The 3,542-nt window shown below is 69.2% G+C and carries 4 protein-coding genes; all 4 read right to left on the bottom strand.

Features of this window, described 5'->3' with window-relative positions; all coding sequences use genetic code 11:
- Positions 1-28: 28 nt before the first annotated feature.
- From ribD to glyA, 4 genes are read right to left on the bottom strand one after another with little or no spacing between them, the layout of a single operon-like run.
- Positions 29-1,123 carry a bifunctional diaminohydroxyphosphoribosylaminopyrimidine deaminase/5-amino-6-(5-phosphoribosylamino)uracil reductase RibD gene (gene ribD / locus K0M70_RS04635; RefSeq protein ID WP_290779910.1) on the bottom strand — a complete coding sequence of 365 codons (1,095 nt, stop codon included), beginning with the start codon at positions 1,121-1,123 and terminating at the stop codon, positions 29-31.
- 10 nt (positions 1,124-1,133) lie between these two features.
- Positions 1,134-1,598 carry a GNAT family N-acetyltransferase gene (locus tag K0M70_RS04630; RefSeq protein ID WP_290779907.1) on the bottom strand — a complete coding sequence of 155 codons (465 nt, stop codon included), beginning with the start codon at positions 1,596-1,598 and terminating at the stop codon, positions 1,134-1,136.
- A gap of 5 nt (positions 1,599-1,603) precedes the next feature.
- Entirely contained in the window at positions 1,604-2,119 is a 516-nt protein-coding gene (gene nrdR / locus K0M70_RS04625; protein WP_290779904.1) for a transcriptional regulator NrdR, read from the bottom strand.
- A 3-nt stretch (positions 2,120-2,122) separates the two neighbouring features.
- The gene (gene glyA / locus K0M70_RS04620; protein WP_290779901.1) at positions 2,123-3,373 is read right to left on the bottom strand and encodes a serine hydroxymethyltransferase; all 1,251 of its coding nucleotides are present in this window, start codon (positions 3,371-3,373) and stop codon (positions 2,123-2,125) included.
- Between the last annotated feature and the right edge of the window lie 169 nt (positions 3,374-3,542).

The following is a 3,542-nucleotide window of genomic DNA, read 5'->3' as shown; positions in this document are numbered from 1 at the left end:
GTGAACCTGACCCCGTTCCTGCGTGGATCTAGTGGGTGGAGAGGAGCAGGCGCAGGTCGGGGCCGATGGCGCGGGTGTCCAGCAGGCGAAGGCCCAGGCGTTCGGACATGGACGCCGGGTCGATGCCGGCAAACAGAGGCTTGGCGTGGGCGCCCAGCAGCACCGGGGCCACGTACAGCAGCACTTCGTCCACCAGGCCGTTGCGCAGCAGGGCGCCGCTGAGGGTGGCGCCGGCTTCCACCTGCAGTTCGTTCACGCCGCGCTGCGCCAGCTGCGAAAGCAGGGCGCCCAGGTCCAGGCCACCGTGCACGAAGCGGCGGATGGCGAAGGCGGTGACGTCGTCGCCGTAGGCGGGCACCACGTCGTCACCGTGCACGGCCAGGGTGGGCGCGACGCCGTCGGTGAGCAGGTGCGACGTGGCCGGCAGGCGGCCGTGTTCGTCCACCACCACGCGCAGCGGCGCCACGAAGTCCTCGCCCTCGGGCAGGCGCACCGTCAGCCTCGGGTTATCGGCCATCACGGTGCCGATGCCGGTCAGGATGGCGCCCGAGCGGGCGCGCCAGCGCATCACGTCGGCACGCGAGGCGTCCGAGGTGATCCATTTCGACTCGCCGTTGGCCAGCGCGGTGCGGCCGTCCAGGCTCATGCCCAGCTTCACCCGCACCCAGGGCCGGCCGCGCTCGATGCGCGAGAAGAAGCCGCGGTTGAGATGGCGCGCCTGCGCTTGCATCAGGCCGTGCTCCACCGTGATGCCCGCGGCTTCGAGCTTGGCAAAGCCCTGCCCCGCCACTTGGTAGTAAGGGTCGCGGCTGGCCGCCACCACGCGCGTGACGCCCGCCGCCACCAGCGCATCGGCGCAGGGCGGAGTGCGGCCGTGGTGGGCGCAGGGCTCCAGCGTGACGTAGGCGGTGGCGCCCTGGGCGCTGGAACCGGCGGCGCGCAGCGCCATCACCTCGGCATGCGGCTCCCCGGCGCGCACGTGCCAGCCTTCGCCCAGCACGCGCTCGCGGCTGGCGATCACACACCCCACCATCGGGTTGGGCTGGGTGGTGAACGCGGCGCGCTCGGCCAGCTGCAGGGCGCGGGCCATGTGGGCGTGGTCGTGGGCGGAATAGGTCGTCATGGACTCTGGCTCATGCCGGCACGATGTCCATCAAGTGCACCGGAACACCGTGCAACTTGGCCGACCCCTGGGGCCGCCAGCCCAGGCGGGCGTAGAAAGGGGCGTGTTCGGGCGTGAACAGCCACAGGCGCTCGACCTGTTGCTGCGCCGCCAGGGCCACCAGTTCTTTCGCCAGGCGCACACCCAGCCCCTGGCCGCGGGCCTCGGGCACCACGTACAGGCTCGCCATCCACGCGTCGCCCTGGTCGCGCAGTTCGGGCGCGTCCTCCAGCACCAGGCTCACCGATCCCAGCAAAACGTCGCCGCGCATCGCCACCAGCGTGGTGGGGATGCTGCGACGGGTAGCGTGGTCAAGGAGTTCTTCGGTAGCCACGTCCAGCGTCCAGTCGGTGTAGAGATGGCCCCAGGTGGCATGGTGCCAGCGCGCCAGCGTGTCGGCGTGGCCGGGAACCTCGGCCAGGAAACGAACCGCCACCGGGTTCAACGCTTGGCCTTTTCCGGCACGATTTCCAGCAGGGGCAGCTGCAGGCTTTCCAGGCCCGGCAGGTCGCGCTCCAGGCGCTCGATTTCCTCGCGGAAGGCCTGCACGTCCTCGAACTTGCGGTACACCGAAGCGAAGCGCACATAGGCCACCTGGTCGAGCTTCTTCAGCTCGGCCATCACGAATTCACCCACGCGCAGCGAAGCCAGCTCGCGTTCGCCGCTCAAGCGCAGGGCATGCACCACGGAGCGGACGGCGCCATCGATCATTTCCGCCGACACCGGGCGCTTCTGCAGCGCGCGGTCGAAGCTGGTGCGCAGCTTGCGTTCGTCGAAGGCCTCGCGGCGGCCGTCGCTCTTGACGATGGCCGGCAGCTTGAGTTCGGCCACTTCGAAGGTGTTGAAGCGCTCGTTGCACTGCTCGCACTCGCGCCGTCGGCGGATGGTGGACCCGTCCTCGGACACGCGCGAGTCGATCACCCGGGTGTCTTCGTGCTGGCAGAACGGGCAGTGCATCGGTCAGCCGTAGACCGGGAACTGGCGGCACTGGGCCGTGACGGCTTCGCGCACGCGCGCAACCACGGCCTCATCGGCCGGCGCGTCCAGCACGTCGCAGATCCAGCCCGCCAGCGCCACGCACTCGGCCTCTTTGTAGCCGCGGGTGGTGACGGCCGGGGTGCCGATGCGCAGGCCCGAGGTGACGAAGGGCGAAAGCGGGTCGTTGGGCACCGAGTTCTTGTTCACCGTGATGTGGGCGGCGCCGAGCGCGGCTTCCGCGTCCTTGCCGGTCACGTCGCGGCCGATCAGGTCGATCAGCATCAGGTGGTTTTCGGTGCCGCCGCTGACGATCTTGTAGCCGCGCGCCATCATCGTGTTGGCCATGGCCTTGGCGTTGAGCACCACCTGCTTCTGGTAAGCGATGAAGCCTGGCTCCAGCGCTTCCTTGAAGGCCACGGCCTTGGCCGCGATCACGTGCATCAGCGGGCCGCCCTGGGTGCCGGGGAACACCAGCGACTGGAACTTCTTCTCCAGCGCTTCGTTGGCCTTGGCCAGGATGATGCCGCCGCGCGGGCCGCGCAGGGTCTTGTGGGTGGTGGACGTGACGACGTCGGCGTGCGGGATGGGGCTGGGATAGATACCCGCCGCGACCAGGCCGGCGACGTGCGCCATGTCCACGAAGAAGTAGGCGCCCACGGATTTGGCGATCGCCGCCAGGCGCGCCCAGTCCACCACCTGGGAATAGGCGCTGAAGCCGCCGATCACCATTTTCGGCTGGTGCTCGGTCGCCAGGCGCTGCACTTCGTCGTAATCGATCAGGCCGTTTTCATCCACGCCGTACTGCACGGCCTTGTAGCTCTTGCCCGAGAAATTGACCTTGGCGCCGTGCGTGAGGTGGCCGCCGTGGGCCAGGCTCATGCCCAGCACGGTGTCGCCCGGCTTGAGCAGGGCCATGTAGACGGCGATGTTGGCCGACGAGCCCGAGTGCGGCTGGACGTTGGCGTAATCGGCGCCGAACAGCTGCTTCACGCGGTCGATGGCCAGCTGCTCGGCGATGTCCACGTATTCGCAGCCGCCGTAGTAGCGCTTGCCCGGGTAACCCTCGGCGTATTTGTTGGTCAGCACGCTGCCCTGGGCCTCGAGCACGCGGGGGCTGGCGTAGTTCTCGGAAGCGATCAGTTCGACGTGGTCTTCCTGGCGCTGGAGCTCCTGGGCCATGGCCTTGGCCAGGGCGTCGTCGTATCCGGCGATCTGCATATCCTTGGAGAACATCGGCGCGGCAATCCTGAGGCGGCGGGAGCCCTAAATTGTAGCCCCCACGCGCACTTGCGGCCAGCCAAGCCGACGCCATCGACCCCGCTGGGCAGCCCGGAAGGACTCCCGGGCTGCCGCCCCATTCAGGGCTTGGGGCTGCCGAGGTGGTGCCAGTCGCCGCGCCGGG

The sequence above is a fragment of the Arenimonas sp. genome (assembly GCF_019459675.1).
In the GTDB taxonomy this organism is placed as follows: domain Bacteria; phylum Pseudomonadota; class Gammaproteobacteria; order Xanthomonadales; family Xanthomonadaceae; genus Arenimonas.
The sequence above is the reverse complement of the archived record's forward strand: the minus strand, read 5'-3'. Positions and strand labels throughout refer to the sequence as shown.

Excerpts from the sequence above, each read along its gene's own strand:
- ribD (WP_290779910.1), bottom strand. The coding sequence starts at position 1,123 with ATGACGACCTATTCCGCCCACGACCACGCCCACATGGCCCGCGCCCTG.
- nrdR (WP_290779904.1), bottom strand. The coding sequence starts at position 2,119 with ATGCACTGCCCGTTCTGCCAGCACGAAGACACCCGGGTGATCGACTCG.
- glyA (WP_290779901.1), bottom strand. The coding sequence starts at position 3,373 with ATGTTCTCCAAGGATATGCAGATCGCCGGATACGACGACGCCCTGGCC.